At 72.3% G+C, this 25,508-nt stretch carries 25 protein-coding genes; 13 read left to right on the top strand and 12 right to left on the bottom strand.

Annotated features, from left to right (window positions below; genetic code table 11):
* Positions 1–102: 102 nt before the first annotated feature.
* Genes ACFVQG_RS19965 through ACFVQG_RS19955 form a run of 3 tightly spaced genes read right to left on the bottom strand, consistent with a single transcriptional unit; the run spans position 103 to position 3,155 of the window.
* Positions 103–1,236, bottom strand: a complete 1,134-nt coding sequence (locus ACFVQG_RS19965; RefSeq protein ID WP_383384625.1) for an Mrp/NBP35 family ATP-binding protein — start codon at positions 1,234–1,236, stop codon at positions 103–105.
* Positions 1,237–1,279: 43 nt separating this feature from the next.
* The gene (locus tag ACFVQG_RS19960) at positions 1,280–1,882 is read right to left on the bottom strand and encodes a DUF1003 domain-containing protein (RefSeq protein WP_383384622.1); all 603 of its coding nucleotides are present in this window, start codon (positions 1,880–1,882) and stop codon (positions 1,280–1,282) included.
* Positions 1,872–3,155, bottom strand: coding sequence for a magnesium transporter MgtE N-terminal domain-containing protein (locus ACFVQG_RS19955; RefSeq protein ID WP_383384619.1), 1,284 nt, complete (start codon positions 3,153–3,155; stop codon positions 1,872–1,874). Before ACFVQG_RS19955 ends, ACFVQG_RS19960 begins: the two co-directional genes overlap by 11 nt.
* Before the next feature lie 203 nt (positions 3,156–3,358).
* Here ACFVQG_RS19955 and ACFVQG_RS19950 point away from each other — a divergent pair, with 203 nt between their 5' ends.
* A complete protein-coding gene (locus tag ACFVQG_RS19950; protein ID WP_383384616.1) occupies positions 3,359–4,123 on the top strand; it encodes a hypothetical protein in 765 nt (254 codons plus the stop codon).
* A 91-nt stretch (positions 4,124–4,214) separates the two neighbouring features.
* Here ACFVQG_RS19950 and ACFVQG_RS19945 read toward each other — a convergent pair whose 3' ends face one another.
* Complete coding sequence (locus ACFVQG_RS19945) at positions 4,215–4,733, bottom strand: hypothetical protein (protein ID WP_383384613.1); 519 nt, start codon at positions 4,731–4,733, stop codon at positions 4,215–4,217.
* 18 nt (positions 4,734–4,751) lie between these two features.
* Positions 4,752–5,867, bottom strand: a complete 1,116-nt coding sequence (locus ACFVQG_RS19940; protein ID WP_383384610.1) for a magnesium and cobalt transport protein CorA — start codon at positions 5,865–5,867, stop codon at positions 4,752–4,754.
* Positions 5,868–6,328: 461 nt separating this feature from the next.
* On the opposite strand from ACFVQG_RS19940, the gene ACFVQG_RS19935 reads away from it, so the two are divergent.
* From ACFVQG_RS19935 to ACFVQG_RS19920, 4 genes are all read left to right on the top strand, one after another.
* Positions 6,329–6,913, top strand: coding sequence for a suppressor of fused domain protein (locus tag ACFVQG_RS19935; RefSeq protein WP_383384608.1), 585 nt, complete (start codon positions 6,329–6,331; stop codon positions 6,911–6,913).
* A gap of 367 nt (positions 6,914–7,280) precedes the next feature.
* A complete protein-coding gene (locus ACFVQG_RS19930; protein ID WP_383384606.1) occupies positions 7,281–7,922 on the top strand; it encodes a DUF6758 family protein in 642 nt (213 codons plus the stop codon).
* Positions 7,923–8,123: 201 nt separating this feature from the next.
* Complete coding sequence (locus tag ACFVQG_RS19925; RefSeq protein ID WP_383384603.1) at positions 8,124–8,981, top strand: PHP domain-containing protein; 858 nt, start codon at positions 8,124–8,126, stop codon at positions 8,979–8,981.
* 77 nt (positions 8,982–9,058) lie between these two features.
* A complete protein-coding gene (locus ACFVQG_RS19920; protein WP_383384600.1) occupies positions 9,059–9,664 on the top strand; it encodes a MarC family protein in 606 nt (201 codons plus the stop codon).
* A gap of 5 nt (positions 9,665–9,669) precedes the next feature.
* Here the strand turns inward: ACFVQG_RS19920 and ACFVQG_RS19915 are convergent, their stop codons facing one another.
* Entirely contained in the window at positions 9,670–9,822 is a 153-nt protein-coding gene (locus ACFVQG_RS19915) for a hypothetical protein (protein WP_383384598.1), read from the bottom strand.
* 193 nt (positions 9,823–10,015) lie between these two features.
* Here ACFVQG_RS19915 and ACFVQG_RS19910 point away from each other — a divergent pair, with 193 nt between their 5' ends.
* Positions 10,016–10,909: an NYN domain-containing protein gene (locus tag ACFVQG_RS19910; RefSeq protein ID WP_383384595.1), complete on the top strand. Its 894-nt coding sequence runs from the start codon at positions 10,016–10,018 to the stop codon at positions 10,907–10,909.
* Positions 10,910–10,917: 8 nt separating this feature from the next.
* On the opposite strand, the gene ACFVQG_RS19905 is transcribed toward ACFVQG_RS19910, so the two are convergent.
* Both ACFVQG_RS19905 and ACFVQG_RS19900 read right to left on the bottom strand, forming a co-directional pair.
* Positions 10,918–11,805: an alpha/beta fold hydrolase gene (locus ACFVQG_RS19905; protein ID WP_383384592.1), complete on the bottom strand. Its 888-nt coding sequence runs from the start codon at positions 11,803–11,805 to the stop codon at positions 10,918–10,920.
* Positions 11,806–11,900: 95 nt separating this feature from the next.
* Positions 11,901–14,285: a DEAD/DEAH box helicase gene (locus ACFVQG_RS19900; protein ID WP_383384589.1), complete on the bottom strand. Its 2,385-nt coding sequence runs from the start codon at positions 14,283–14,285 to the stop codon at positions 11,901–11,903.
* 502 nt (positions 14,286–14,787) lie between these two features.
* Here ACFVQG_RS19900 and ACFVQG_RS19895 point away from each other — a divergent pair.
* A complete protein-coding gene (locus tag ACFVQG_RS19895) occupies positions 14,788–15,588 on the top strand; it encodes a ferritin-like domain-containing protein (RefSeq protein ID WP_383385555.1) in 801 nt (266 codons plus the stop codon).
* Positions 15,589–15,663: 75 nt separating this feature from the next.
* On the opposite strand, the gene ACFVQG_RS19890 is transcribed toward ACFVQG_RS19895, so the two are convergent.
* From ACFVQG_RS19890 to ACFVQG_RS19875, 4 genes are all read right to left on the bottom strand, one after another.
* Positions 15,664–15,933: a hypothetical protein gene (locus ACFVQG_RS19890; RefSeq protein ID WP_383384586.1), complete on the bottom strand. Its 270-nt coding sequence runs from the start codon at positions 15,931–15,933 to the stop codon at positions 15,664–15,666.
* Between the two features lie 313 nt (positions 15,934–16,246).
* Complete coding sequence (locus ACFVQG_RS19885; protein WP_383384583.1) at positions 16,247–16,474, bottom strand: DUF3107 domain-containing protein; 228 nt, start codon at positions 16,472–16,474, stop codon at positions 16,247–16,249.
* A 168-nt stretch (positions 16,475–16,642) separates the two neighbouring features.
* Positions 16,643–17,290 (bottom strand): TetR/AcrR family transcriptional regulator, encoded by a 648-nt coding sequence (locus ACFVQG_RS19880; protein WP_383384580.1) that lies wholly within the window; start codon positions 17,288–17,290, stop codon positions 16,643–16,645.
* A gap of 242 nt (positions 17,291–17,532) precedes the next feature.
* Positions 17,533–17,754, bottom strand: a complete 222-nt coding sequence (locus ACFVQG_RS19875) for a hypothetical protein (protein WP_383384577.1) — start codon at positions 17,752–17,754, stop codon at positions 17,533–17,535.
* Positions 17,755–18,013: 259 nt separating this feature from the next.
* Here ACFVQG_RS19875 and ACFVQG_RS19870 point away from each other — a divergent pair, with 259 nt between their 5' ends.
* The 6 genes from ACFVQG_RS19870 to ACFVQG_RS19845 all read left to right on the top strand — a co-directional run bounded on the left by ACFVQG_RS19870 (position 18,014) and on the right by ACFVQG_RS19845 (position 25,466).
* Positions 18,014–19,063: an alpha/beta fold hydrolase gene (locus ACFVQG_RS19870; RefSeq protein WP_383384574.1), complete on the top strand. Its 1,050-nt coding sequence runs from the start codon at positions 18,014–18,016 to the stop codon at positions 19,061–19,063.
* A gap of 8 nt (positions 19,064–19,071) precedes the next feature.
* Positions 19,072–20,670 carry a DUF3152 domain-containing protein gene (locus ACFVQG_RS19865; protein ID WP_383384571.1) on the top strand — a complete coding sequence of 533 codons (1,599 nt, stop codon included), beginning with the start codon at positions 19,072–19,074 and terminating at the stop codon, positions 20,668–20,670.
* Positions 20,671–20,880: 210 nt separating this feature from the next.
* Positions 20,881–22,551: a DUF3492 domain-containing protein gene (locus tag ACFVQG_RS19860; protein WP_383384568.1), complete on the top strand. Its 1,671-nt coding sequence runs from the start codon at positions 20,881–20,883 to the stop codon at positions 22,549–22,551.
* Complete coding sequence (locus tag ACFVQG_RS19855) at positions 22,548–23,624, top strand: hypothetical protein (protein ID WP_383384565.1); 1,077 nt, start codon at positions 22,548–22,550, stop codon at positions 23,622–23,624. Before ACFVQG_RS19860 ends, ACFVQG_RS19855 begins: the two co-directional genes overlap by 4 nt.
* 55 nt (positions 23,625–23,679) lie before the next feature.
* On the top strand, positions 23,680–24,717 hold the full coding sequence (locus ACFVQG_RS19850; RefSeq protein ID WP_383384562.1) for an NAD-dependent epimerase/dehydratase: 1,038 nt from the start codon (positions 23,680–23,682) through the stop codon (positions 24,715–24,717).
* Positions 24,705–25,466, top strand: a complete 762-nt coding sequence (locus ACFVQG_RS19845) for a spherulation-specific family 4 protein (RefSeq protein WP_383384559.1) — start codon at positions 24,705–24,707, stop codon at positions 25,464–25,466. Before ACFVQG_RS19850 ends, ACFVQG_RS19845 begins: the two co-directional genes overlap by 13 nt.
* Positions 25,467–25,508 lie beyond the last annotated feature (42 nt).

The raw sequence follows: 25,508 nt of genomic DNA, 5'->3' as shown, positions 1-25,508 counted from the left end.
TCGGGGGCGCCGGTCGTTGTCCGGCGCCCCTTCGCCGTGGGGCCTGGGGTGGTGCGGGTGGGGTGTGGCTGGTCGCTCGGTTGCCCGCGCCGCTGACGCCTCTCAGAACTTGTTCCGCGGCGTGATCCCCAGCGACAGTCCCGCCAGGCCCCGCTGCCTGCCGCCCAGCTTGCCCGCGATGCCGCGCAGGGCGGACCCCGCGGGGGAGTCGGGGTCGGTGAGGACGACCGGCTTGCCCTCGTCGCCGCCCTCACGGAGGCGGACGTCGATGGGGATGGAGCCGAGGACGGGGACGTTGGTGCCGGTGGTGCGGGTGAGGCCCTCGGCGACCGACTGGCCGCCGCCGGTGCCGAAGACGTCGACCATCTCGCCGCAGTGCGGGCAGGGCAGGCCGGACATGTTCTCGACCACACCGACGATCTTCTGGTGGGTCTGGACGGCGATGGAGCCCGCCCGCTCGGCCACCTCCGCCGCCGCCTGCTGCGGGGTCGTCACGACCAGGATCTCGGCGTTGGGGACCAACTGCGCCACGGAGATGGCGATGTCGCCGGTGCCGGGCGGCAGGTCGAGCAGCAGCACGTCCAGGTCGCCCCAGTACACGTCCGCCAGGAACTGCTGGAGCGCGCGGTGCAGCATCGGCCCGCGCCACACCACCGGCGTGTTGCCCGGCGTGAACATGCCGATGGAGATGACCTTCACGCCGTTCGCGGACGGCGGCATGATCATGTTCTCGACCTGGGTGGGAAGCCCGTCGGCGCCCAGCATGCGGGGCACGGAGTGGCCGTAGATGTCGGCGTCGACGACACCGACCTTCAGCCCGTCCGCCGCCATGGCCGCCGCCAGGTTCACCGTCACCGACGACTTGCCGACGCCGCCCTTGCCGGAGGCGACCGCGTACACGCGGGTGAGGGAGCCGGGCTTGGCGAAGGGCACCTCGCGCTCGGTCTGGCCGCCGCGCAGGGCGTTCGCCAGCTCCTTGCGCTGCTCGTCGCTCATCACGTCGAGCGTGACGTCGACCCGCGTGACGCCCTCCACCCGCGAGACCGCGTCGGTCACGCGCTGTGTGATGGTGTCCCGCATGGGGCAGCCGGAGACCGTCAGGTACACGGCGACCGCGACCGCTCCGTCCGCACCGATCTCCACCGATTTGACCATCCCGAGTTCGGTGATGGGGCGGTTGATCTCGGGGTCGTTCACCGTCGCCAGTGCTTCGCGCACCGCGTCTTCCGTAGCCATAAGGACGATGGTACGGCGCTCCGCGCGTGGCCCGAGAGCCCCGTCAGCGGTCGTGTACGTCACGTCCCGGTGACCGTTCCGCCGGGAATACCCGCTGTCCGGTATGCCCGCCGTGCCCGTCGACGCGCTCCTCCAGGTCCTTCAGCACGTCCTGCAGCTCGGAGCGGATCCAGTCCCGGGTGGCGACCTCGCCCAGGCCGATGCGCAGGGCGGCGATCTCCCGGGTCAGGTACTCGGTGTCGGCGATCGACCGCTCGTTCTGCTTGCGGTCCTGTTCGAGGTTGACCCGGTCGCGGTCGTCCTGCCGGTTCTGCGCGAGCAGGATCAGCGGGGCGGCGTAGGAGGCCTGGAGGGAGAGCGCCAGGGTCAGGAAGATGAACGGGTACTCGTCGAAGCGCACACCGGGCGGGGCGACGATGTTCCACAGCACCCAGGTGATGATGACGACCGTCATCCCGACCAGGAAGCGCCCGGTGCCGATGAAACGGGCGATGCGCTCGGAGAGGCGGCCGAAGGCCTCCGGGTCCCACTCGGGGAGGATGCGCCGCCGCGGCGGGCGCGGCTGGTCGAGACGGGGTCGGGTGCGGGCGCTGGCGGTGGCTCCGGCCGGGGCGCGTTCGCGGCCGGTGTCGCGCTCAGGAGCCACCGGCACCCACCCCCTCGTCCAGGTGGAACTCCGTCTCCCGCCAGTCCTCGGGCAGCATGTGGTCCAGTACGTCGTCCACGGTCACCACCCCGAGCAGCGACCCGGACTCGTCCACGACGGGCGCCGCGACCATGTCGTACGCCGCGAAGAACCCGGCGACCAGCGGCAGTTCGGCGTCCGGCGCGAGCGGCTGGAGGTCGTCGTCGATGATCGAACTGACCAGGGTGTACGGCGGGTCGCGCAGCAGCCGCTGGAAGTGGACGGTGCCGAGGTACTTGCCGGTCGGGGTCTCGTCGGGCGGGCGGCAGACGTAGACCTGGGCGGCGAGGGCGGGCGACAGATCGCGGTTGCGGACCCGGGCGAGGGCGTCGGCGACGGTGGCGTCCGGTCGTAGCACGATGGGCTCGGTCGTCATCAGACCGCCCGCGGTGTGCTCCTCGTACGACATCAGGCGCCGCATGTCGGCCGCGTCGGAGGGCTGCATCAGGCTCAGCAGCCGCTCCTGGTCGTCCGTGGGCAGCTCGGCGAGCAGGTCGGCCGCGTCGTCGGGGTCCATGGCCTCCAGGACGTCCGCGGCGCGCTCCTCCTTCAGCTTGCCGAGGATCTCGATCTGGTCGTCCTCCGGCAGTTCCTCGAGTACGTCGGCCAGGCGGTCGTCGTCGAGGGCGGCGGCGACCTCGGCGCGCCGTTTGGGGGAGAGGTGGTGCAGGACGTTCGCGAGGTCGGCGGGGCGCAACTGCTCGAAGGTGGCGAGCAGGCTCTCGGCGCCCTGTCCGTGCTCCTCCAGGGAGAAGCCGCTGACGGCCGACCACTCGACGGTGAGGCTCTCGCCCTTGGCGCGGCGGAAGGTGCCGCCCTTCCTGCCCTTGCGGACGAAGACACGGTCGATCTCCCAGTCCCGGCGGGCGGGCAGCTGCTGCACCGACAGGTCCAGGACGGTGACCTCCTCGCCGGTCTCGACGAGGTGCACGCGCCGGTCCAGCAGTTCCCCGAAGACGAGGCGCTCGGTGGGGCGCTGTTCGAAGCGGCGGACGTTGAGCACACCGGTGGTGATGACCTGGCCGGACTCGATGCCGGTCACGCGGGTCATGGGCAGGAAGATCCGGCGCCGGGTGGTGAGTTCGACGACCAGTCCGAGCACCCGTGGGGGACGCCGCCCGACCCGCAGCATGGCGACGAGATCGCGGACCCGGCCCACCTGATCGCCGTTCGGATCGAAGACGGGGACCGCGGCGAGGTGCGAGACGAAGATCCGGGGGGCGCCCGCTGCCATGTATCGCGCCTTCCTCTTCCTGACGTATTCCTGGCGTGCCTTCCGCCTTATCCCTTTTGCCCACTCGGGTGCGCTTCAGGCTAGCCCGTACCGATCGGATCCGCCCTGGTGAGCGGTCCGGACGGACTGGCTCCGTCTGCGTGTCCAAGCCCCGGTACGCTGCAGTACGCCGCTGAACGACACGTCGGAAAGGCAGCCCACCTGTGACTGCGATTCCCCAGGGCCGTAACCGCAGCCGCCTCGCCCTGGCGGGCGGGATGTGCGCACTGGCCATGGCGGGCACGGTGCTGACGGGATGCAGCAGCGAGGAGGACCCGAACGCGGGCACGAACGGGGTGGGCAAGCTGCCCCCCGAGAAGATCCAGGCCAAGACCCTCGCCGCCGCCGGTTCCGTCGACGCCGTGCGGCTGGCCGGGTCCGTCGTCGCCAGCGGGCGCACCTACGAGCTGGACATGCGCCTGACCTCGGACGGCGGCACCGGCTCGGTCACCGCCCAGGGGGCCACCTTCCGGCTGCTGCGGGTGGGGGAGCAGCTGTTCCTGAGGGCCGACCCGGAGTTCTGGAACAACGAGAGCGGCGGGGACGGCGAGGACTCCGACGCCGCCGCCGCGGCGGAGAAGCTCGGCGGCAAGTACGTGAAGGTGCCCCAGCAGGACCCCTCGTACAAGAGGTTCAGCACCTTCACCGACAAGGACGTGCTCCTCGACAGCCTGCTGGCCCTGCACGGCACGCTGGCGACCGACGGCCACCACGAACAGTCCGGCGTACGCACCATCCGCATCACCGGCGACCAGGGCGCGGGCGGCACCCTCGACGTCTCCCTGGAGGGCAAGCCGTACCCGCTGCGCCTGGTACGCGGCGGCGACGCGGGCACACTGCGCTTCTCCGAGTGGGGCGAGGACTTCGCCCTGGACAAGCCCGCCAAGAACGAGACGGTCGACTACGGCCAACAGCTGCCGACGTCTTAGAGAGTGTCCGGTACGGCCAACAGCTGCCGACGTCTTAGAGAGTGTCCGGCGGATCGTGCCGCGGACGCGGAGCCTGGCGCGCCGGTTCCTCCTAGCGGCGCCGTCCGCGGCGCTTGAGCAGCAGCCTCGGGAGCCCCGCCGGTACCGGCAGCCGTGTCGTCGCCGGGCTCGGCAGCGGGGCCTCGGCCAGGGAGCCGTCCGGCAGGGGCGCGGTGGCGCCCGTCGGTTCCAGCCGCAGCACCCGGCACTCACGCTGCCAGCGGTCCGGCATGGCCTCGCCGTCGGGGGCGTTGAGGCGCTTGCCCTTCAGCTCGGCGACCGCCGCCGCCCACGCCTCGGAGCCCGGCGCCAGTTCGACGACCTTCGCCGTCCAGCTGACGAGCCGTCCGCCCTTGTCCTTGCTGCGGACCGTCACCTCGGCGTCGGCACCGTCGACCAGCCCCGGCAGCGGCTGCTCACCCGGCCCGTCACCGACCACACAGGCCGCGCCCTCGTGCCACACGTGCCACAGCGTCCGGGCGGCCGGAGCACCGGCACCCCTGACCCAGATCAGGCCGGACTTCTTGGTGGCCTCCTCCACGAGCGCCCGGTCGAGCAGTTGTCCAGTCATGCGCCCAGCCTAGGGCCCTCACAGCCAGCCGTTGCGCTTCAGGGTGCGGTGGATGCCGATGCAGATCAGCCCCGTGACCCCGAGGACCAGCGGATAGCCGTACCGCCAGCCCAGTTCGGGCATGTGCTCGAAGTTCATGCCGTACACCCCGCACACCATGGTGGGTACGGCGATGATGGCGGCCCATGAGGTGATCTTGCGCATGTCCTCGTTCTGGGCGACGGACGCCTGTGCGAGGTTGGCCTGGAGGATGGAGTTGAGCAGCTCGTCGAAGCCGGTCACCTGCTCCTGCACCCGGGCGAGGTGGTCGGCGACGTCGCGGAAGTACTTCTGGATGTCGGGGTCGATCAGCCGCATCGGCCGCTCGCTCAGCAGCTGCATGGGCCGCAGCAGCGGCGACACCGCCCGCTTGAACTCCAGCACCTCCCGCTTGAGCTGGTAGATCCGCCCGGCGTCGGTGCCGCGCGGGGCGCCCTTGCGGCCCGGCGAGAAGACCTCCGTCTCGACCTCGTCGATGTCGTCCTGGAGGGCGTCGGCGACCGCGATGTACCCGTCGGTGACATGGTCGGCGATGGCGTGCAGCACCGCCGACGGGCCCTTCTCCAGCAGCTCCGGGTCGTCCTGGAGCCGGTGCCGCAGCGCGCGCAGCGAGCCCTGCCCGCCGTGCCGGACGGTGATGAAGAAGTCCCGGCCCGTGAAGCACATGACCTCGCCGGTGGCGACGACCTCGCTGGTGGCGGTCAGTTCGTCGTGCTCGACGTAGTGGACGGTCTTGAAGACGGTGAAGAGGGAGTCGTCGTAGCGCTCCAGCTTCGGGCGCTGATGGGCCTGTACGGCGTCCTCGACGGCCAGCGGGTGGAGCCCGAACTCCGTGGCGATGTCGGCGAACTCGGCCTCGGTGGGCTCGTGCAGCCCGATCCAGACGAACCCGCCGTCGCGGCGCACCTGGCGCATCGCCTCCTGCGGCGTCGGCGCCTTGGCGGACGGCATCCGGGCGCCGTCGCGGTAGACGGCGCAGTCGACGACAGCCGAGGTGCTCTCGGGGTCGCGGGTGGTGTCGTACTCCCCGGGATCCTGGCGCAGCGCGGGGCGGGACGGGCGGACCACGGCACGCAGGTCGCGGATCATCGACATGGCGGGCTCCTTCGCGGGCGAGCAACGCAGATCGCCTCGACGGGTGGAACTGCCCGGAATGGGGACGTCCTGACTTCGGGATGTTTGGCACGTCCACAAAGCGGGGAGCACCGCACCGTCGCGGTGGCGAGCTTCGCTACTGACTGAGATCAGACAGATCAAGCAAGACGAGACGAAGTGCTCTTCCGGGGAAGGCGAGCGGAGAGCCGCGAGAGGCGGGAAGGCCAGAGCAGCAGAGCAGCTGAGTCAGGAGCCGGAAGAGCGAGTGGTACTGCACGGTCGACTTCGATCCATGACAGCCCCACCTCCTCCGGTCGGTCCCTCGTGAGGGAGATCCTTCGGCGTCGGGGCTCGTTCGCGACGCTTACTGCGTGCTGCCCCGACCACCGGCCAAGAGTATCAGCCGACTGAAGTGTCAAGGCGCGGCTTTGCCCGCTACTGACGAGTTCTATGCTCGCGGCATGACTGATGTTCTTCCTTTGGTCGAGGCCCGGTTGCGCGGCGCGCTCGGCGAACCGGACGCCCGCGCCGCGGTCACCTTCCTCGGCACGGACCGCGTCGAGGTGCTCCGCTTCCAGCAGGGGGACATCGTCCGCTACGCCACCCTCGGCATGTCCGCGCAACCCATGGCCGACCCCACGGCGACGCTCGTCGACCCGGTCAGGGGCCCGCGCGCCGAGCTGCTGCTGTCGGTGCGCTCGGGCGTCGCCGACACCGACAAGGTGCTCCGCCCGCTGGCCGTGCTCGCCGCGTCCCCGCAGGTCGAGGGTGTCGTGGTGGCCCCCGGCGCATCCCTCGACGTGGGCGAACCCCTGTGGCCCGGCGCCGCGTTCACCTCGGTGCTGGTCGCCGAGCCGGGCGGTCTGGTCGAGGACCTGGAGCTGGACGAGCCGCTGGAACCCGTACGGTTCCTGCCGCTGCTGCCGATGACCCCCAACGAGGCCGCCTGGAAGCGGGTGCACGGCGCGCAGGCCCTCCAGGAGCGCTGGCTGACCCACGGCACGGACCTGCGCGATCCCGCCCGGGGGTCCGTGCCGCTGGGGTGACGGATCTCACGGATTGGCCGGAGGGGCAGGGTAGTTGGGGCGGTGGGTGCGGACGGCTGCTCCGGTCTTGGGTGCGTGCGGTGCGGTGGGCTGTTCGCGTCCCGGGGTGTGTGGTGCGGTGGGCTGTTCGCGTCCCGGGGTGTGTGGTGCGGTGGGCTGTTCGCGTCCCGGGGTGTGTGGTGCGGTGGGGCTGGTCCCGTCCCGGGGTGTGTGGTGCGGTGGGGCTGGTCCCGTCCCGGGGTGTGTGGTGCGGTGGGGCTGGTCCCGTCCCGGGAGGGTGCGGCGTTCCGGCCGGGGCCGTTCCGGTTCCCTCCGGACGGGTGATCGTCCTTGACGTGGCGGGGCGCGGGTAGGACCGTGGGGCTCTATGAGGGGCGAACCCAGTTGCCCGAAGTGTGGTGGCCGGGTCAGGGCTCCCGGCCTCTTCGCCGATTCCTGGCAGTGCGATGCCCATGGCACGGTGCATCCGGTGCAGCCCGTGATCCCGCCCAGCGTCGAGGCCCTCAGCGTCGTGGTGCACCGCACCCAGGTCCCGGTGTGGATGCCCTGGCCCCTGCCGGTCGGCTGGCTGCACACCGGCGTGGCCAGCGCGGGCGACGACCGCAGCGGGGGGCGTGCGTCGGCGGTGGCCTCCAGCGGGCCCGGTCCGCTGGGCGGAATGGGTGAGCTGATCCTGGTCGCCGAGGAACTCGGGGTCGGGCTCGGCGCGCGGTACGCGGGCATCGACGGCCCGGACCCGGGTCCCTACATGGACGTCGAGAAGCCCGCCCAGGCGAAGGTTCTGGCCGCGGGCCGCCCCACCCCTCTCTGGCTGGTCTCCGGCACCCCCAGCGACCGCGCCGTCTTCGCGGGCGAGGCGCTCGGGCTGTGGTTGTGGGCGGTCGTCTGGCCCGAGCAGTCCGGGTTGCTGATGTACGACGAGCTGGTGCTGACGGATCTGCGGGACGCGGGCGCGGAGGTGGAGCTGGTGCCGTGCGGGGCGCTGTCGCCGCGCTTGCTTGAGCCGTAGGCGCCTATCGGGCGGGGTGGCTTGTGCTGTCGCGCGGGTGCGGGCCGTGTGTGGCCGGTCGCGCGGTTCCCCGCGCCCCTTGGGGACGTTTCCGGGACGTTAGTAGGGGGTGAACGTCGGGTTCGGGTGTGACAGGGGGGTTCGGGGAGCCGTTAGTATCAGATGTCAGTGTCTGTTCCGTCATCGGTTGGAGTCCGTGTCGTGCGCATCGATCTGCACACCCACTCCCATGCCTCCGATGGCACGGACACCCCGGCGGAGCTGGTGCGGAACGCCGCCGCGGCCGGGCTGGACGTCGTCGCGCTGACCGACCACGACACCACCCGCGGCCATGCCGAGGCGATCGCCGCGGTGCCCGAGGGGCTCACCCTCGTCACCGGCGCCGAGCTGTCCTGCCGGATCGACGGGGTCAGCATGCATATGCTCGCCTACCTCTTCGACCCCGAGGAGCCCGCGCTGCTCGCCGAGCGTGAGCTGGTGCGCGACGACCGCACGCCGCGCGCCAAGGGCATGATCACCAAGCTGAACGCGCTGGGCGTGCCCGTGACCTGGGAGCAGGTCGCGCGGATCGCGGGCGACGGGTCGGTGGGGCGACCGCATGTCGCCTCGGCGCTGGTCGAGCTGGGTGTCGTACCCACCGTGGGCGACGCCTTCACCCAGGACTGGCTGGCCGACGGCGGCCGGGCCTTCGTGGAGAAGCACGAGACCGACCCCTTCGAGGCGATCCGGCTGATCAAGGGCGCGGGCGGGGTCGCGGTCTTCGCGCACCCGGCCGCAGCCAAGCGCGGGCGCACGGTCCCCGAGTCCGCGATCGCCGAGATGGCGGCGGCGGGCCTCGACGGCATCGAGGTCGACCACATGGACCACGACCTCGACACCCGGGCGCGACTGCGCGGGCTGGCGAAGGAGCTGGGACTGCTCGTCACCGGCTCCAGCGACTACCACGGCAGCCGCAAGACCTGTGTGCTCGGTGAGTACACGACGGACCCCGAGGTCTACGGCGAGATCACCCGGCGGGCGACGGGGGCCTTCCCGGTGCCGGGGGCCGGGGGAGCCTGAGGCGCTGCCTCCCTCCCTCTCCTCCCCTTCACCGCTCGTTCCCCCTTTCACCTTTCACGCAAGGCAGTACCTTCGCCATGTTCGACGTCGCCGTCTTCGGCTCTCTCTTCCTGACCCTTTTTGTCATCATGGATCCCCCTGGGGTCACCCCGATCTTCCTCGCCCTCACCGCCGGGCGGCCCGCCAAGGTGCAGCGGCGGATGGCCTTCCAGGCCGTCTGTGTCGCCGGTGGTGTGATCGCCGTGTTCGGGCTGCTCGGGCACCAGATCCTCGACTACCTGCATGTGTCCGTCCCGGCCCTGATGATCGCGGGCGGTCTGCTGCTTCTGCTGATCGCGCTCGACCTGCTCACCGGCAAGACCGACGAGCCGAAGGCGACCAAGGACGTCAACGTGGCGCTCGTACCGCTGGGCATGCCGCTGCTGGCGGGACCGGGTGCGATCGTGTCGGTCATCCTGGCCGTGCAGAAGGCGGACAGCGTCGGGACGCAGGTGTCGGTGTGGGTCGCGATCCTCGCCATCCATGTCGTGCTCTGGCTGGCGCTGCGCTACTCGCTGCTGATCATCAGGGTCATCAGGGACGGCGGGGTCGTGCTGGTGACCCGACTGGCGGGGATGATGCTGTCGGCGATCGCGGTGCAGCAGATCATCAACGGGGTCACTCAGGTGATCCAGGGGGCCTGACGGTCCTACGACGCGCTGGGCGCGGCGGGGCGGATCCAGAGCCGCTGGCCTATCGCGGCGGCCTGCTGCACGATCCGGTTGACGGACGCCGCGTCCACGACAGTGGTGTCCACGGGCGTGCCGTCGACGTCGTCAAGGCGCATGATCTCGAAGCGCATGGCTTCTCCCTTCGTTCGTCCGGTCTGGGGTGTTCCATACGTATGCAACCGTTCGCGTGTTACAAACATTCCCTACGCTAAGGAAATTTTTCGAACGACTAATTACTGACCGGTAAGTGTCTGTTTGCTTTAAGGGTGCGGACCGATCGGGACCAGTTGTGTTCGCAGCGTGACCGCCGTGACAATGGACGTGATGAACGATGACCTCACGGCCCTCAGCGCCCGCGTCGACCGGACCAACGAGCTGCTGGAACGCATGCTCGCCGAGGTGGCGAAGACACCCTCCACCCATGCGATCTTCGTCGACGCCGGGTACCTCTACGCGGCCGCGGGCCGACTGGTCGCCGGCACGGAGGACCGGCGGGCCTTCGACCTGGACGCCCAGGGCCTGATCGACGCCCTGATCGACAGGGCCCGCACGATCTTCGCGGACAGCCGACTGCTGCGCGTCTACTGGTACGACGGCGCCCGGCGCCGTATCCACACCGCCGAGCAGCAGACCATCGCCGAGCTGCCCGACGTCAAGGTCCGCCTCGGCAACCTCAACGCCAACAACCAGCAGAAGGGCGTCGACTCCCTCATCCGCACCGACCTGGAGTCCCTCGCCCGGCACCGCGCCATCAGCGACGCGGCCCTGCTCGGCGGCGACGAGGACCTGGTGTCGGCGGTCGAGGCCGCGCAGGGCTACGGCGCGCGCGTGCACCTGTGGGGCATCGAGGCGCCGGAGGGCCGCAACCAGGCCGAACCGCTGCTGTGGGAGGTCGACAGCCAGCGCACCCTCGACCTCGACTTCTTCAAGCCGTACGTCGCCCGGCGCACCGTCCCCGCCTACGAGGCCGGTGCCACCCGGCCCGCCCGCGAGGACGTCCGCTTCGTGGGCGCGCAGATCGCCGCCAAGTGGCTGTCCGACCGGGGCCGCGAGGCGCTGGTGGAACTGCTGCCCGGCCACCCCTATCTGCCCGGGCCGGTCGACCAGGACCTGCTGGTGGAGGCGGAGGGGCTGCTCCAGTACTCACTGCGCGGCCAGGCGGATCTGCGGCGCGCGCTGCGGGACGGCTTTTGGGAGCACCTGCAGACGCAGTACTGACCGCGGATTCAGGCGGTGGCGTCCCAGAAGTCGGCGACGGCTTCGGCGGTGGCCAGCGGCTGGTCCACGTTCGGCGAGTGCTCGGCGCCCGCGACGACCGTGCGCCGCGCGTCCAGCCGTACCGCCATGTCGTCCAGCAGCGGCACCGGCCAGGTCTCGTCGCGCTCGCCCGACAGGACGTGGTACGGCAGCGGCACCCCCGCCAGTTCGTCGACGCGATCCGGCTCGGTGCACAACTGGCGCCCGGTGGCGACGAGTTGGGCGCGCTTGTGGCCCAGCCAGCGGCGGCGCAGGTGGTCCCGGCCGCCGAGTCCTCGGGCCGGGCCGCCGACCTCCTCGGGCGGGCCCATCGCCTGGATCGCCTCCCACACCTCGGCCATCGACAGCACGGCGAGCGCGTCGTGCAGCAGCTTCACGCGCTGCTGCTGGGAGACGGAGATCTGCGCCGGTCCGGACGCCACGAGCGTGAGCGAACGGAAGGGGCAGTGGTCGATCAGCACCGCGGCACGGGCGATCTGGCCGCCCAGGGAGTGGCCGAGCAGATGCAGGGGCCCGGCGTCCGGGGCGGGCGCCAGCGCCTCGGCCTGAGCCAGCACGTCCCGGGCCAACTCGCCCCGCAGATAAGCCGTCTCGTCGTCCGCCGGGCCGTCCGACTCGAACTGCCCCCGGCCGTCCACGGCCACCGTCCGGTACCCGCGCGCCGCGAGCGGCTCGTGCAGCAGGTGGAAGTCCTCCTTGCTGCCGGTGAACCCGGGGAGTAGCAGGGCGACCCCCAGGGGTTCGGCGCCGGGGGCCACCGGGTGGTCCACGACGGCGAAGTCACCCCGGGCCGTGCGCAGGCGGTAGGCGCGGGCCGCGGGCGGCGGGGTGAAGGGGAGGGGCGTGGGCGCGGTCACGGGGCGAGGGTACCGGGCGGCCCCGGGTACGCCGATGGCCCGGCCCCCAGGTGAGCTGGGGCCGGGCCATCGGTCTGCCGTATCGCTTACGCGGCTCAGGCGTCCGCGGACTCCGTCGCCACCGCGGTCTTGCGGGTCGTGCGGCGGGCCCGCACCGGCTTGGCCGCCGCCTCGGGCTCCTGCCCGGCCTGGGCCGGGATCTCGGCGGTGGCCGTGGTCTTCCTGGCGGCGGTCTTGCGGGTACGGCGGGGCTTGGGGGCCTCTTCCGTCACCTCGGGAACCTCCGGGGTCTCGGCCGGGGCCGCCGCCTTCTTGCGGGTGCGGCGCGGCTTGGCCTCGGTGCCCTCGGCGGTGTCCACGGCGGCTTCGGCCGGGGCGGTCGCCTTCTTGCGGGTGCGCTTGGGCTTGACCTCGGCCTCGGCCTCGGCCGTCTCGACGGTCTCGGCCGCCTCGGGCTCCGTGGCGACCGCCTTGCGGGTGCGGCGGCGGGGCTTGGGCTCCTCCGTCGGCTCCGGGGCGATCTCCGCGGCGTCGGGGGCCACCACTGCCTTCTTGCGGGTGCGCTTCGGCTTGGCTTCCGTGGCCTCGGCGGTGTCCACGGCGGCCTCCGCCGCCTTGCGCGTCGTACGACGACGGGGCTTGGCCTCGGCGGTCTCCGGCTCAGCCGTCGCCTGCGCCGGGATCTCGACGGCCTCGGTCGCCTCGGGCTCCACCGCGGCGGTCTTGCGGGTGCGGCGGCGGGGCTTGGGCTCCTCCGTCGGCTCCGCCACCGGGGCGGGCTCGGCGGCGGGCTCGATGACCGGCGCCTCCGCCGTCTTGCGGGTGCGGCGGCGGCGCGGCTTGGCCCCCGCGGTGTCCGGGGTGCCGTCGGGGGCGCTGTCCGGCGTGCTCTCCGGGGTCTCGGCGAGCACCGTCTCGGGCCGCGCGTCCAGGACGGCCGGGCCCTCCGCCTGCGTCACGGCGGCCTCGGCGGCGGTGGCGGCTGCCGGGACCGTTTCCGCCGACGCCCCGCTGCGGGTACGGCGACGGCGGCGCGGGGTGCGCGGTGCCGTCTCCGCCTCGGGGGCGTCGAGGGCGTCGGGCGCTGCGGTCGTCGCGGTGGCGTCCACCGGGGCTCCGCCGCGCATCCGGCGGCGGCGTCGCGGCGTACGGGAGGAACGCTCGCCGTCGGCCGCGTCGTCGGAACGGGCGGGCCGATCGGAACGGTCGGACCTGTCGGACCGGCCGCTCGCGCGGTCGGCGGGGCGGGAGTCGCCACGGCGGCCACCACGGCGTGCGCCGCGTCCGCCCGGCTCGCCCAGGTCCTCCAGCTCCTCCGCGTCGAGTCCCGCGCGGGTGCGCTCGGAGCGCGGCAGGACGCCCTTCGTGCCCTCGGGGATGCCGAGGTCGGCGAAGAGGTGCGGGGACGTGGAGTACGTCTCCGGCGGGTCGCTGAAGCCCAGGTCCAGCGCCTTGTTGATCAGCTGCCAGCGCGGGATGTCGTCCCAGTCGACCAGCGTGATCGCCGTACCCTTGGCGCCCGCGCGGCCGGTGCGGCCGATGCGGTGCAGGTACGTCTTCTCCTCTTCCGGGGACTGGTAGTTGATGACGTGCGTCACGCCCTCGACGTCGATGCCGCGGGCGGCGACGTCGGTGCAGACGAGCACGTCCACCTTGCCGTTGCGGAAGGCGCGCAGCGCCTGCTCGCGGGCGCCCTGGCCGAGGTCGCCGTGGACGGCGCCGGAGGCGAAGCCGCGCTGCTTGAGCTGGTCGGCGAGGTCGGCCGCGGTGCGCTTCGTACGGCAGAAGACCATCGCCAGGCCGCGGCCCTCGGCCTGGAGGATGCGCGCCACCATCTCGGGCTTGTCCATGTTGTGCGCGCGGTAGATGAACTGCTTGGTGTTCGCGACCGTGGCGCCCTCGTCGTCCGGCGCGGTGGCGCGGATGTGGGTCGGCTGCGACATGTACCGGCGGGCCAGGCCGATGACCGCGCCCGGCATGGTGGCCGAGAACAGCATGGTCTGGCGCTTGACCGGGAGCATGTTGATGATCTTCTCGACGTCGGGCAGGAAGCCCAGGTCGAGCATCTCGTCGGCCTCGTCGAGGACGAGGGACTTGATGTGCTTCAGGTTCAGCTTCTTCTGGCCCGCGAGGTCGAGCAGTCGGCCCGGGGTGCCGACGACCACGTCGACGCCCTGCTTGAGGGACTCGACCTGGGGCTCGTAGGCCCGGCCGCCGTAGATCGCGAGGACGCGGACGTTGCGCACCTTGCCCGCGGTGAGCAGGTCGTTGGTGACCTGGGTGCACAGCTCGCGGGTGGGTACGACGACGAGCGCCTGCGGGGCGTCGGTGAGGTCCTCGGGACGGGCGCGGCCCGCCTCCACGTCGGCGGGGACGGTGACGCGCTCGAGGAGCGGGAGGCCGAAACCGAGCGTCTTGCCGGTGCCGGTCTTCGCCTGGCCGATGACGTCCGTGCCCGAGAGGGCCACGGGGAGCGTCATCTCCTGGATGGGGAAGGGGCTGATGATGCCGACGGCCTCAAGGGCCTCGGCGGTCTCGGGGAGGATTCCGAGCTGTCGGAACGTCGTAGTCAGGGTGCTGCCTCTTCTGTGTGCGCGGTGCGAGGCGAGCGCGGGGGTCGTGTCGGACCGTGCCGGGGACGTCGGCCGCCTTGCGGCAGCCGAAGAGCACGGGACCTCTGCCGACGCTCTAGCACTCGTACCGCTGAGGGTTCCCTCCGATCGTCGTACGCGCTTCGGCGTACGGTCAGGGAGGGCTGTCGGGTCGGAGCCGATCGGGCCACCGACCGGGCATCCTCATACGTGCGGCCCGTCGAGATACGTCGAGATACGTCGGCGTACTCAGCAGGCGCATTACCACCATACCCCGGATTCGCGCATATGCGACGCCCGATTCGGTCATGTAGTGGTCGTCACACTGCCGTGGGTCGTCGTTGTCACAGTGACTGACCAGGGCCTTCCACGGCCCGGCGAGCGGGCTATTGTGCGCTTCATGACCAGCTCTGACAAGCCTGACAAGGTCGCCGGGAACGCCGAGAAGACAGCGGCCACCGGTACGTCCTCCCCTTCTGACGCCCAGGCCGAGCACACCGGAGTCGCCGCCCAGGACTGGGCGGCCGCCGCCGCCGATCCGCAGTACCGGGCCGCGGTCGTGGATCTGCTCGGGGCGCTCGCGTACGGCGAGCTGGCGGCGTTCGAGCGGCTCGCGGAGGACGCCAAGCTGGCGCCGACGCTGGCGGACAAGGCGGAGCTGGCGAAGATGGCGTCGGCGGAGTTCCACCACTTCGAGCGGCTGCGCGACCGGCTCACCGAGATCGGTGAGGAGCCGACCCGCGCGATGGAGCCGTTCGTGGCCGCCCTCGACGGCTTCCACAAGCAGACGGCGCCCTCGGACTGGCTGGAAGGGCTCGTCAAGGCCTACGTCGGCGACTCGATCGCCAGTGACTTCTACCGTGAGGTCGCGGCCCGCCTCGACTCCGACACCCGGGGGCTGGTGCTGGCCGTCCTCGACGACACGGGGCACGCCAGCTTCGCCGTGGAGAAGGTGCGGGCGGCGATCGACGCCGACCCGCGCGTGGGCGGGCGGCTCGCGCTGTGGGCGCGGCGGCTGATGGGGGAGGCGCTCTCGCAGTCCCAGCGGGTGGTGGCCGACCGGGACGCGCTGTCGACGATGCTGGTCGGCGGGGTCGCGGACGGCTTCGACCTCGCCGAGGTCGGCAAGATGTTCTCCCGGATCACGGAGGCGCACACCAAGCGGATGGCCGCGTTGGGGCTGGCTGCCTGAGCGGTCCCGGGGGTCACCGGTCGTCGTTCCGCCGTCGGTGCCGTCCTCGTGGGCGCGGGCGCGCCCGGCGGCGGCTCAGGCCGTCGCCGAGCGGCCGCGGAGTCTTCCCGCCGGGCGCAGCAGCAGCGACAGGGACGCGGCGGACACGATCGCCGCGCCGACGAGGACCAGCAGGAAGCCGCCGGCGTCGAGCGCGCTGTGCATCACGAAGGCGCCGAAGAGGGCTCCGGCTACGCCGGTCGACAGGACCAGTGGGCGGGCGGGGAGCCGGTGTGACAGGCGATGGGCCGCGGCCCAGGCCAGTGCCAGACCGAGGATCGCGGAGCTGAACGCTTCCAAGAACATGTCGGGGTCCTCCCACGCGGCCGTCCTGCCCTAACGGTCGTAGCCCGTCTTACCCCTGACCTGCGGAATGCAATCCTCACCTGTGGAGGACTTGTGTTCGACCTGTGGGTGGTGCGTTCGAGCTGCGGGTGGCGCGTTCGGCCCGTGGGCGGCGCGTTTCGGCCCGTAGGTGGCGCGTTCGAGTTGTGGGCGGCGCGTTCGGCCCGTGGGTGGTGCATTCGATCCGTGGTCGGTGCATTCGATCCGTGGGCGACGAAAAGGGCGGGGTCCGGCGACTCACCCGAGTCGCCGGACCCCGCCCTGCTCGCAGCGCCTACAGCGCGCCGAAGCCCACCTTGCGCGGGGCGGGCTCGCCGATCTCGACGTAGGCGAGACGGTCGGCCGGGACGAGGAGCTTGCGGCCGTGCTCGTCCACGAGGCTCAGCAGCTGCGACTTCCCGGCGAGCGCCTCGGCCACCACCCGCTCGACCTCATCGGCGGTCTGACCGCTCTCCAGAACGATCTCGCGGGGCGCGTGCTGCACGCCGATCTTGACCTCCACGGCTATGTCCCTCCGACGGTCAGTGAAGTGCGCGGGCGTCCGCGCCGTACGCAGCACACATTAGCCCGGTGAGGGGACGCACACGCTCCGCACGAGAACGCCACGAGCGAACAGGGTGCGGGAACAAACGTGACTGCGGGTCTTTTCCGCCCCCGGTCGCTTGGTCGTTCAGTGCGGCTGCTGGTCGGTCCCGTGCAGCGGGAAGCCCGCGATGCCGCGCCAGGCGAGGGAGGCCAGCAGCTGGACCGCCTCGTCGCGCGGGACGCTGCGGTCGCTGTGCAGCCAGGAGCGGGCCACCACCTGGGCGAGGCCGCCCAGGCCCGAGGCCAGCAGCATCGACTCGGCCCGCGACAGGCCGGTGTCCTCGGCGATGACGTCGCAGATCGCCTCGGCGCACTCGGTGGTGACCTTGTCGACGCGCTCGCGCACGGCGGGCTCGTTCGTCAGGTCGGACTCGAAGACCAGGCGGAACGCTCCGCCGTCGTCCTCGACGTAGGCGAAGTACGCGTCCATCGTGGCCCGTACGCGCTGCTTGTTGTCGGTCGTCGAGGCGAGCGCGTGGCGCACGGACTGGATCAGGGACTCGCAGTGCTGGTCCAGCAGGGCGAGGTAGAGGTCGAGCTTGCCGGGGAAGTGCTGGTAGAGCACCGGCTTGCTGACGCCCGCGCGTTCGGCGATGTCGTCCATGGCGGCCGCGTGGTAGCCCTGCGCCACGAAGACCTCCTGGGCGGCGCCCAGCAGCTGGTTCCGGCGGGCACGGCGCGGCAGGCGCGTGCCTCGCGGGCGTGCCGCCTCTGTCTGCTCGATGGCTGTCACGCCGCCTCCCAAAGTCGTCCACATGCGGTGTGCGCCGCGCCGCCATCGTACTTTTCGGTAACCGTGCTGTGCGCGGTGCGCAGGCAGAATTTCACGGACCGGACGGCGGCAATAGCCGTACAGATGGTTTCGAACGGGTGTGAAACGGGCAAAAATCGTCCTCGTTCCTGTTCGTCCTGTTCAACGGCGCCTTGTCAGGTCGTACACATCAGCGGCATATCGGCGGGATGTTCACAGGCGCCTCACCGGTAGTCGTCCTCGTCGAGCGGGACGACCCGGGCCTGCTCCGCGAGATCGGCCTCGTTGGCCCGCGCGGGGTCCACGCCGGTCAGCGGGTCGTCGCGGTCCGGAGTGACGTTCGCGTGCTGCTCGGCGGCGTCCGGCTCGGGGGCCTCGACGTCGTAGTCCGGCTCCTCCTGTACGTCGTCCTCGAAGGTCTCGGGGTCGGTGGGGTCGACGGCCATGATGGGCTCCCTTCCTACTCACGTCCCTGAAAGATGCAGGGGCCACATGCGGGTGCCCTCTGTACGAGCGTAGGAGACACCTGATCCGGACGCTATGCGATCCGCGCACGGGGCGTCACTCGGTGCGCATCCGTAGGTGTTCCCGGGGTCGGCGACCGGCGCGCGCGGGGTCGCGTGGGGTGACGTCTCGCGACACCCTGTGTCAGTTTGTGATGGCGAACACATGAACTGGTGCGTGATCGTCTCGTAACATTGCCGCATGTCTTCGACCGAGCTGCCGTCCGTGCCGCCAGCCAATGTTCTCCCGAAGGTGGCACCCGTCAGGGTCGCGGAGGGCGAGCGGCTGAGGTCGGTGGGGCTGCCCGGCATCACGCTGACGGTCCGTTCCAGGCCACCCGCGCGCGAGGGGCTGCCGCCCGCGCTGTACGTCCACGGTCTCGGCGGTTCCTCGCAGAACTGGTCGTCGCTGATGCCCCTGCTGGACGACACCGTCGAGAGCGAGGCCATCGACCTGCCGGGCTTCGGCGACTCCCCGCCACCGGACGACGGCAACTACTCCATCACGGCGCACGCGCGCGCGGTCATCCGTTACCTCGACGCCGCCGACCGGGGCCCCGTCCACCTCTTCGGCAACTCCCTCGGCGGCGCCGTCACCACCCGTGTCGCCGCCGTACGGCCCGATCTCGTCCGTACGCTGACCCTCGTGTCACCCGCCCTGCCCGAGATCCGCGTCCAGCGCACCGCCGTCCCCACGGCGCTGCTCGCGCTACCCGGAGTGGCCGGGCTGTTCACCCGGATCTCCCGGGACTGGACGGCCGAGCAGCGGGTCCGCGGGGTCCTCGGGCTCTGCTACGGAGACCCCGGACGGGTGACGCCCGAGGGCTTCCGCAACGCCGTCGAGGAGATGGAACGGCGGCTGCGGCTGCCGTACTTCTGGGACGCGATGGCCCGCTCCGCGCGCGGCATCGTCAACGCCTACACGCTGGGCGGCCAGCACGCCCTGTGGCGCCAGGCCGAGCGGGTGCTGGCGCCGACGCTGCTGGTGTACGGCGGCCGGGACCAGCTCGTCGGCTTCCGCATGGCGCAGAGGGCCGCGCGCGCCTTCCGCGACTCCCGGCTGCTCACCCTGCCGGAGGCCGGGCACGTGGCGATGATGGAGTATCCGGGGACGGTCGCCACGGCGTTCCGCGAACTCCTCGCGGAGACGGCCGAAAAGGAGACGGCGGACGAAGCGAAGGAGCCGCGGCGGCGCGCCCGGAGTGCAGTACGCTCGGGCGATCGGGTCGAATCCGCCAACTCGGGGAGCTGAGGCGCAACGTGGGACGCCACAGCCGTCGGGGGCCTGCCCCCAAGGGGGACACCGCGGAGCCGAAGGACCGGCGCAGGGCGCCGGGGCCCACACCATCACCCGGGCCGTCGTCCGCACCATCGTCCGGGCCGTCGTTTGGGCCGCCGACACCGCCTGGTCCCGGGCGTGGGCGACCGCTGCCGCCGGAGGGCGGTACGACGTCGGCGTACGGGGTTCCGAGACTTGCCGACGGGACGCCCGCGCATGGTGTTCCGAGGCTTCCCGACGGCACGCCCGCCCATGGGTTTCCGCGGCTCCCGGACGGGACGCCCGCGCGGGGTGTTCCGAGGCTTCCCGACGGCACGCCCGCCCATGGGTTCCCGCGGCTCCCAGATGGCACGCCCGCGCACGGTAGCCCCCGTTTTCCCGGTGGGACGCCCCCGCGCGGTGTCCCGCAGGTTCGGGGCGGGCATCCGGAGCAGCGTGAACAAGGGGGCGCCTGGGGAGAGTTGCGGGGTCCCACGGCCGAGGGGCTCGGCTACGGGGCGCCCGGCGGGCCGGGTGTGCCCCTCGCGCCGGGGCGGACGGCGCCCGGGCCGGGGATACCGCGACCGCGACCGCGGCACACGGCCCCGCACGGCCCACGCCAGGACTACGTCGACGCCTTCGGCGAGGAGGACGGCGGCGACCTCTTCACGCCCCGCACGGCCCCTCCGGCGGCCTCCGGCCCCGACCCGTACGGGTCGGTCACCCGCTGGGAGGACGCGGACCTCGACGAGGCCCCGCCGACGGGCGAACCGGCGCCGGTCAAGGCGGGCGGCAAGGGGCGCACGTTCACGGGCATCGCGGCGGCCGCGGTGACGACCGTGCTGGCGGTCGTCGTCGCCGGACAGGTCACCGACCGGGGCTCGGACAGCGCCACGGACGGCGCCCTGGGCGCGCAGTCCCAGGCACGGCAGGGCACGGGCGACACCGCGTCGCGCGCGGAGGGGCGCCCCGTGCCCGCCGCGCCACCGGCCGTGGCTCCGCTGACGTACGACCAGAAGATGGGCAAGGTGTACGCCCTCAGCCCCACCCTGGAGGGACCGGGGACCTTCGACGCGGTCCCGGGGATCGACAAGGCGCCGGGGAAGGGCCAGAAGTACACCTACCGCGTCGACGTGGAACACGGTCTCGGACTGGACGGCGACCTCTTCGCGGAGGCCGTGCAGAAGACCCTGAACGACGACCGCGGCTGGGCGCACAACGGCGGGCGCACCTTCGAACGCATCCACTCCGGCGACCCCGACTTCGTGATCACCCTGGCCAGCCCCGGCACCACCGCCGAGTGGTGCGCCAAGTCCGGCCTGGACACCACGGTCGACAATGTCTCCTGCGACTCCGCCTCCACCGAGCGCGTCATGATCAACGCCTATCGCTGGGCGCGGGGCGCGAAGACCTACGGCGACGAGATCCACGCCTACCGCCAGATGCTGATCAACCACGAGATCGGCCACCGGCTCGGCTACTCGCACGTGACCTGCGACAAGGAGGGCGACCTCGCCCCGGTCATGCAGCAGCAGACCAAGTTCCTCGAGTACGACGGCATCCGCTGCCTCCCCAACGCCTGGCCCTACCCCAAGGACTGACGACCCCGTCCGGCGGTCGCGTTCCGTACGCAAGTGATCTCTTAGCGCGACGAAACGCGACCCGCACGGGAAAGTTACGACCGTTCACCCCTTTTGGTGGCGCGATGGACAACCGTCCGTCGCGCCACCGCCTTGTCCGCATACGTTCGTCCCGCTGCGAGCCGCCGGGACCAACGGCGGCTCCCCTTACGGGAGATCGGGGGTGCACTCTTGCGCATCGGACTGCTCACGGAGGGTGGCTATCCGTACCTGAACGGTGAGGCCACGCTCTGGTGCGACCGGCTCGTGCGCGGGCTCGGGCAGCACGAGTTCGACATCTACGCGCTCAGCCGCAGCCAGCGCCAGGAGGACGAGGGCTGGCTCCCGCTGCCACCGCAGGTCAGCAGGGTGCGCACGGCACCGCTCTGGTCGGCCGAGGACGACGGGGTCGTGCACGGCAGGCGCGTGCGCAGGCGGTTCGCCGAGCTGTACGGCGAACTGGCGACCGCCCTGTGCGCACCCGCGACCGAATCCTCCGCCCATCTGGCGGACCGTTTCGCCAGTGCCCTCTACGGACTGGCCGAACTGGCCCACGAGGAGGGCGGCCTGCCGACGGCACTCCGCTCCGAGACGGCCGTACGGGCCCTGGAGCGCGCCTGTCGTGCGCCCGGCGCGCGGCGTACGGCGCGACAGGCGAGGGTGCCCGAACTGCTCGCGGTGGCCGCGCACCTGGAGGGCGTTCTGCGCCCCCTCTCGCTCGACTGGTACGAGGACGACGGGCTGGGCGCGGTCGACCTGTGCCACGCGGCCTCGGCGGGCGCGGCGGCGCTGCCGGGGCTGCTGGCCCGCCACTTCACCGGCGTACCCCTGCTGGTCACCGAGTACGGCGTACGGCTGCGGACCCACTACCTGACCTCCGGCGCCAGTGACACCGCCCCGGCCGTACGCGCCCTGCTCGCCGCCTTCCACGGCAGGCTCGCCACCGAGGTCTACCGGCAGGCAGCCTGCGTCACCGCGGGCAACGCACACGCCCGCCGCTGGCAGGAACGCTGCGGCGCCGACCGCGCCACGCTGCGCACGGTGTACTCCGGGATGGACGCGGCGCCGTTCGCCGAGGTGGGCGAGGGGCCGCAGGGGGACCCCGACACGCTGGTGTGGGTCGGCCGGGTCGAACCCGCCAAGGACCTGATCTCCCTGCTGCACGCCTTCGCCGAGATCCGCCAGGCCGAACCCCGGACCCGGCTGCGGATCATCGGCACCCCCGACGGCGCCGAGGGCGCGGCCTACCTCAGCCACTGCAAGGCACTGGCCTCCCATCTGTTCCCGGACGAGGCCGAGGGGCGGCACGCCGTCGGGGACAACCCGGTGTCCTTCGAGGAGACCGGCGAGTTCCCGAGCCTCGCCGACGCCTATGCCTCGGGTGCCGTGGCCGTGCTCTCCAGCGTCGTCGAGGGCTTCCCGGTCGGGCTGGTCGAGGCCATGTTCTGCGGGCGCGCCACCGTCTCCACCGAGGTCGGCGCCGTTGTGGAGGTCATCGGCGGCACCGGGATCGTCGTACCCCCGCGCAACCCGAAGGCGCTCGCGGAGGCCTGCGTGGAACTGCTGCGCGACGCCGAACGCCGCGAGCGCCTCGGCGCCGCCGCCCGCGCCCGCGCGCTCGAACTGTTCACCGTCGAGCAGAACATCGCCGCCTTCCACGGCATCTATCTGGAGATCGTCTCGCGTAGCCCGGTCCGCCGTGTCGTTCTGGACGAGGCCGGGGAACCCCTTCCCTTCGCCGTCCCCGCCGAGGCCCATGTCCCCGGCCGCTGGGCCGACCGCAGCGCCCACACCATCCCCAGCTGGGCACCGGGCCCACCGGTACGCGCGACGCCCGTGCCCGCCACCGAGGGGGCGCGATGAGCGACCGGACGGCGTCCACCACCCCGCGCCGGGGCGCGGACCCGGTGAAGGCCCTGATGCACCGTCACCGGGAGTTGTGCGAACGCGCCGTGGACCCCTTGGAGATCGCCGCCGCCCTGGAGGCCCACGGCGTCACCGACCGCACAGCGGCCCGCTTCCGCCACCGGGACGTGTTCTCGCTGGCGGAGGAGATGTACGCCCGCGTCCCGCGTGACGCCGAGCCCGTCCCCGCGAGCCCGTCCCCGCCCGCCCGCACTGGTGGCCTCCTGCGCCCGCTGCTGCCCGGCGCACTGGCCGCCGTCGCGGTGGCGGGTCCGCACCTCACCGAGGGCCACACCCGTCTGCTCCTGACCGCGGCGGCCGTCCTGGCGGTCACCGCGGCCGTACGCGGAACCCTCTCCACGGCGACCACCCTCTGGCTCATCGCCTACGCCACCCTCGGCGACGGACTCCTGCGCACCGCGCTCGCCGGAGGCCCCGACACCCTGCCCACCGGTACCGCCCACGGCTCCTGGCCGATCGTCACCGCGCCGCTCCTCTCCCTGGCCCTGGCGTGTGCCCCCGCGGCCTGGTGCACCCACCTCTTCCTGTCGGGCGCCCGCCGCAGACTGGCCGCCAGCCGGGGCCTGGAGGACTTCACCAGCTCGGTCCGACCCCTCCTCCTCGGCGCCATCGCCCTGTTCCTCACGGCGCTGACCGCGCTCCTCACTCTCTGCACCGCACTGCTGGACGAGCCCGCCGCCCATGCCCAGACCCTCACTCTTGGCGCACTCCTCCTGCTGGCCCGCCTCCTCGCCGTCCACGGCCGCACCCATGCCCCCGCCATGGTCCTCACCGCCGCGGTCGCCGCCGAGGCCACCGCCCTGGCCAGCCTGTTCGCCGCCCGCCTGCCGGGCTGCGCCTTCCTGGCCCGGCCCGTGGAGACATCCATGGCCGCCTGGGGTGCCGCGGCCGTCCCCACCCTCATCTGCGGAGCGGCCGCACTGACTCTCCTCATCCACGCCATCCGCACGCTGACCCGGGCGAGCGCTCACGCACGACCGGCCACCCCCCTCGAAGGAGAACCCACATGACCACCACCTCCCACCCGGCGACCCAAGGAGCCGCGGCGACTGAGGGAGCCGCCCGATGAGAGTCCTGCTGATCGGCCCCAACGGGTACATCGGCCGCTTCGTCGCCGACCGCCTCCTCGCCGACCCCGCCGTCCAGCTCACCGCCCTCGGCCGGGGTGACGACGCGGACGTCCGCTTCGACCTGGCCTCCGGCAGTCCCGGCGCGCTCACCCGCTTCCTCGACGCGGTCCACCCCGGCGTGGTGATCAACTGCGCGGGAGCCACCCGTGGCGGCGCCCGCGAACTCACCCGCCACAACACCGTCGCCGTCGCCACCGTCTGCGAGGCCCTGCGCCGCAGCGGCTGCGGCGCCCGGCTGGTGCAGATCGGCTGCGCCGCCGAGTACGGGCCCAGCCAGCCCGGCTCCTCCACCGCCGAGGACGCCGTCCCCCGCCCCGGTGGCCCGTACGGCGTCAGCAAGCTCGCCGCCACCGAACTCGTCCTCGGCTCCGGCCTGGACGCCGTGGTCCTGCGGGTCTTCTCACCCGCGGGCCCCGGCACCCCCGCGGGCTCCCCGCTCGGCCGCCTCGCCGAGGCCATGCGCCGCGCCATGCAGACCGGCGACGGCGAACTCAAACTCGGCGGCCTGGGCATCCAGCGCGACTTCATCGACGTCCGCGACGTCGCCCGCGCCGTCCACGCGGCCTCGCTCTCCGCCGCCCAGGGCGTCATCAACATCGGCTCCGGCCGCGCGGTCCGCCTCCGCGACGCCGCCGCGGTCCTCGCCCGGGTGGCCGGATACGGCGGCGCACTCCATGAACTGGACGGCCCTCCGCCCCCGATGAGGTCGCAGCTGGCCCACAGCCTCGGCCACCCCGGCGGCGGCCACGCCACCGGAGGCCACGCGCTCGCCCACTCGATCGGCCACCCCCGCCCCGACTCCGACCACCCGGCTCCGGTGCCGCACCCGGGCGCGTACCCGTACCCCGACGGCTGCGGCAGCTGGCAGCAGGCAGACGTCCGCACCGCCCGCGACCGACTCGGCTGGCGCCCCCGGATCAACCTCGAAGAGTCCCTCGCCGACATCTGGATGGAGGCCGCATGCCGCATCTGACCAGCACCACATCGACCCAGGCCGGTCCCGTCACCGGCAGCGGCTTCGGCATCCCCGGCTACGCCCACCCCCTGGTCGCCCCCAAGGAGTGGGCCGATCTGGCCCGCCCCGGAGCCCCCGTGCACTGGGCCGTCCTCAATGTCGCGGGCGGCCCCGGCACCCGTCTCGACCCGCACTGTCTCCAGGCCGCGGCCCGGCTCCGCACCGTGGGCGTCCGCGTCCTCGGCCACCTCGAAACGGCCCACGGCGCCCGCGTCCGCACCGCCGAAGCGGTCTCCCGGTTGATCTCGGACGCCCATCGCTACCTCGACTGGTACGGCGTGGACGGCTTCCTCCTCGACCGCTGCCCCGCCGACCGCAGCACGCTCCCCGACATCCAGCGCACGGTCGGCAAGCTCCGCGCACTGCGTGACGATGCCCACATCGTCCTCGGGCACAACGGCCATCCGCACCCCGGCTACGCCGAGTTCGCCGACCAGCTCGTCACCTTCCGCGGCCCCTGGAGCGACTACCGCTGGTCGCAGGTCGCGGAGTGGACCGCCGACCATCCGCCCGAGCGCTTCTGCCACTTCGTGCACGGAGTGCCGCGCGGCCACCTCGACGAAGCCCTGCGCATCGCCCGCTGGCAGGGTGCCGCGACGATCTACTTCACCGACCGGATCCGGCGCCGCGGCACGAGCCCCTGGGAGACCATGCCCGGCTACTGGGACGAAATCGTCTCGCGGATCGGAACAGGTGTCTCGGAATGAAAAAGGCCATGGCAGTGTTACGGGGAGAACAACCGTAGTGAT

This window comes from Streptomyces sp. NPDC057877 (genome assembly GCF_042796855.1).
Classification (GTDB): domain Bacteria; phylum Actinomycetota; class Actinomycetes; order Streptomycetales; family Streptomycetaceae; genus Streptomyces.
Note: the sequence above shows the minus strand (reverse complement) of the source record. Positions and strands in the feature narration are given on the sequence as shown.

Excerpts from the sequence above, each read along its gene's own strand:
- ACFVQG_RS19965 (WP_383384625.1), bottom strand. The coding sequence starts at position 1,236 with ATGGCTACGGAAGACGCGGTGCGCGAAGCACTGGCGACGGTGAACGAC.
- ACFVQG_RS19955 (WP_383384619.1), bottom strand. The coding sequence starts at position 3,155 with ATGGCAGCGGGCGCCCCCCGGATCTTCGTCTCGCACCTCGCCGCGGTC.
- ACFVQG_RS19945 (WP_383384613.1), bottom strand. The coding sequence starts at position 4,733 with ATGACTGGACAACTGCTCGACCGGGCGCTCGTGGAGGAGGCCACCAAG.
- ACFVQG_RS19940 (WP_383384610.1), bottom strand. The coding sequence starts at position 5,867 with ATGTCGATGATCCGCGACCTGCGTGCCGTGGTCCGCCCGTCCCGCCCC.
- ACFVQG_RS19935 (WP_383384608.1), top strand. The coding sequence starts at position 6,329 with ATGACTGATGTTCTTCCTTTGGTCGAGGCCCGGTTGCGCGGCGCGCTC.
- ACFVQG_RS19930 (WP_383384606.1), top strand. The coding sequence starts at position 7,281 with ATGAGGGGCGAACCCAGTTGCCCGAAGTGTGGTGGCCGGGTCAGGGCT.
- ACFVQG_RS19920 (WP_383384600.1), top strand. The coding sequence starts at position 9,059 with ATGTTCGACGTCGCCGTCTTCGGCTCTCTCTTCCTGACCCTTTTTGTC.
- ACFVQG_RS19915 (WP_383384598.1), bottom strand. The coding sequence starts at position 9,822 with ATGCGCTTCGAGATCATGCGCCTTGACGACGTCGACGGCACGCCCGTG.
- ACFVQG_RS19910 (WP_383384595.1), top strand. The coding sequence starts at position 10,016 with ATGAACGATGACCTCACGGCCCTCAGCGCCCGCGTCGACCGGACCAAC.
- ACFVQG_RS19900 (WP_383384589.1), bottom strand. The coding sequence starts at position 14,285 with ATGACGCTCCCCGTGGCCCTCTCGGGCACGGACGTCATCGGCCAGGCG.
- ACFVQG_RS19890 (WP_383384586.1), bottom strand. The coding sequence starts at position 15,933 with ATGTTCTTGGAAGCGTTCAGCTCCGCGATCCTCGGTCTGGCACTGGCC.
- ACFVQG_RS19875 (WP_383384577.1), bottom strand. The coding sequence starts at position 17,754 with ATGGCCGTCGACCCCACCGACCCCGAGACCTTCGAGGACGACGTACAG.
- ACFVQG_RS19870 (WP_383384574.1), top strand. The coding sequence starts at position 18,014 with ATGTCTTCGACCGAGCTGCCGTCCGTGCCGCCAGCCAATGTTCTCCCG.
- ACFVQG_RS19855 (WP_383384565.1), top strand. The coding sequence starts at position 22,548 with ATGAGCGACCGGACGGCGTCCACCACCCCGCGCCGGGGCGCGGACCCG.
- ACFVQG_RS19850 (WP_383384562.1), top strand. The coding sequence starts at position 23,680 with ATGAGAGTCCTGCTGATCGGCCCCAACGGGTACATCGGCCGCTTCGTC.
- ACFVQG_RS19845 (WP_383384559.1), top strand. The coding sequence starts at position 24,705 with ATGCCGCATCTGACCAGCACCACATCGACCCAGGCCGGTCCCGTCACC.